At 60.9% G+C, this 2,096-nt stretch carries 1 protein-coding gene and 1 pseudogene; one reads left to right on the top strand and one right to left on the bottom strand.

The features are described from left to right. Nucleotides 1-210: 210 nt before the first annotated feature. The gene (locus AAFX91_RS41090) at nt 211-1,383 is read right to left on the bottom strand and encodes a patatin-like phospholipase family protein (protein WP_394570281.1); all 1,173 of its coding nucleotides are present in this window, start codon (nt 1,381-1,383) and stop codon (nt 211-213) included. A gap of 164 nt (nt 1,384-1,547) precedes the next feature. On the opposite strand from AAFX91_RS41090, the pseudogene AAFX91_RS41085 reads away from it, so the two are divergent. Continuing rightward, nucleotides 1,548-2,021: pseudogene (locus AAFX91_RS41085) on the top strand (acetoacetate decarboxylase); the annotation flags it as partial. Nucleotides 2,022-2,096: the final 75 nt, after the last annotated feature.

Here is a 2,096-nt window from a genome sequence, read left to right as displayed (position 1 = left end):
CATATGGATGCAGCGATCCGATCACCTCAAAAGCTCTTGTGCCACGGGGGCCGTCCACATATGGGTCCCGGCTCAAGCCCGGGACGACGGGCGGAGATAGCGTGCGCAAATCTCTCAGCTGTCATTGCGAGGAGCGAAGCGACGAAGCAATCCATCTCTCCGCAAGTGGCGGCATGGATTGCTTCGCTCCGCTCGCAATGACGGGCGGAATTACACCTCGCTTTCGCGGTGTACGTCGTGGACCACGATGCCCATGCCGTTGTCGGGCATCTTGATCCAGTCGCGTCGCATCAGCGTGCGCTTGGTGTCCTCGTATCCGCTCATCCAGTGCTCGCGCATCGAGGTGCCCGAGAATTCGTGATCCTTGGCGTGACCTTCATAGGCCTTCTGCTGATAGATCAGTTGCAGGATCGCGATGCTCGGCAGCGCGCTGTTGGAATCGCGAAGATGGCGCTCTTCTTCCGATAACTGCTCGTTTGGAATCTTCGACAGCGCCTTGTAGAGGCGGGCGCGGAGATTGTGGGTCTTGCGATACATATCGGTGTTGTACCGCGTGCGCGAGGAATACATGATGTCCTTGTGGCGGGCCATCACGTCGTGGATGTCGCGGGGCAGGACGCCGCGGGCCGAGAACAGGTCGACCTGGAACACCAGCGAATTCAGGCTGTCGACCTGGTCGAGCAAATGCTGCAGCGGCGTGTTGGAGACGATGCCGCCATCCCAGAAATGATCGGTGCCGACCTTTACCATCGGCAGCGCCGGCGGCAACGCGCCGCTCGCCATGATGTGCTCGGGAATGATCTCGTCATGCGCGTTATCGAAATAGATGAAGTTGCCCGACAGCACGTTCACCGCGCCGACTGCAAAGCGCATCTTCTTGGAATTGATGCGCTCGAAATCGACCAGCTCGAGCAGCGACTCGCGTAACGGCGCGGTGTCGTAATAGCTCGTCGCCGTCCGCGCACCGGCCGGGCTTAACCAGGGATTGGTGTTGTGGGGTGCGAAGAAACCGGGCTGGCCCAGCACCGTCGTCACGAACGAACTGGTGAAGTTGCGCGCCTTGCGGAAGATGTCGCCATCCGGCGTGTAGTGCCAGATCTTGCGGCTGGTGATGCGGTCCCAGAATGTGTGCAGCCGCTCGAGCCGTCGCTCCGGCGGATTGCCGGCGATGATCGCCGAGTTGATCGCGCCGATTGAGACGCCGCAGATCCGGTCCGGCTCGATACCAACTTCGTGCAGCGCCTGGTAGACGCCGGCCTGGTAGGCGCCGAGCGCACCGCCGCCTTGCAGCACCAGCGCGACACGGTCGCAGCGCTCCGGCCGCCAGCCGCGATGGGAGGTTGCAGTTTCTTGTTCGTCGAAATGTGGGCTACGCGCATCCATGTCCTGACACTCCCTGCGCGCCAACGATTCCGTGTGCCCGTGACGTGCTGATGACAGCCGCCAAGGGGACATTCGGGGTCACGCGGCTGAAGGAAATCCCTCATATCAGTGTCAATGTCCGCCGCTAGCGTTCAGGCCACATATTGCAAACAGGGGGATTTGCGATGCGCAGGGAAGAGCTTTTGAGGCTTCCGTCGATGCCGGCCGCCGGTCCGAGCTATCCCGCAGGACCCTACCGCTTCGTCAATCGCGAATTCCTGGTCATTACCTACGAGACCGATCCCGAGTTGATCCGTGCCGGGCTGCCTGAGCCGCTCGAGCCGATTGATCAGCCGATCGTGCACTACGAATGGATCAAGATGCCTGATAGTTCCGGCTTCGGCAGCTATACCGAGTCCGGTCTGGTGATCCCGGCGCGCTTGCACGGCGAAGAGGTCAATTTTGTTTCGCAGATGTACCTCGACGATGATCCGCCGATTGCGGCGGGCCGCGAGATCTGGGGCTTTCCGAAGAAATACGCGCATCCCAAGCTCGAGATCGTCAAGGACACGCTGACCGGCACGCTCGAATATGCCGGCCAGCTCGTCGCCATGGGCACCATGGGCTACAAGCATGAGAGCATGGCGGGCAATGGCGACTGAAATGGACCCCGATTGTGGGACCACGTGCTTAGTTGGAAGGGGCTGCTCCGTTTGATAGACGGAGCGCATGAT

This window comes from Bradyrhizobium sp. 31Argb, from assembly GCF_043638955.1.
Taxonomy (GTDB): domain Bacteria; phylum Pseudomonadota; class Alphaproteobacteria; order Rhizobiales; family Xanthobacteraceae; genus Bradyrhizobium.
The sequence above is the reverse complement of the archived record's forward strand: the minus strand, read 5'-3'. Positions and strand labels throughout refer to the sequence as shown.

Coding starts and splice junctions, on each gene's coding strand:
- AAFX91_RS41090 (WP_394570281.1), bottom strand. CDS start 1,383: ATGGATGCGCGTAGCCCACATTTCGACGAACAAGAAACTGCAACCTCC.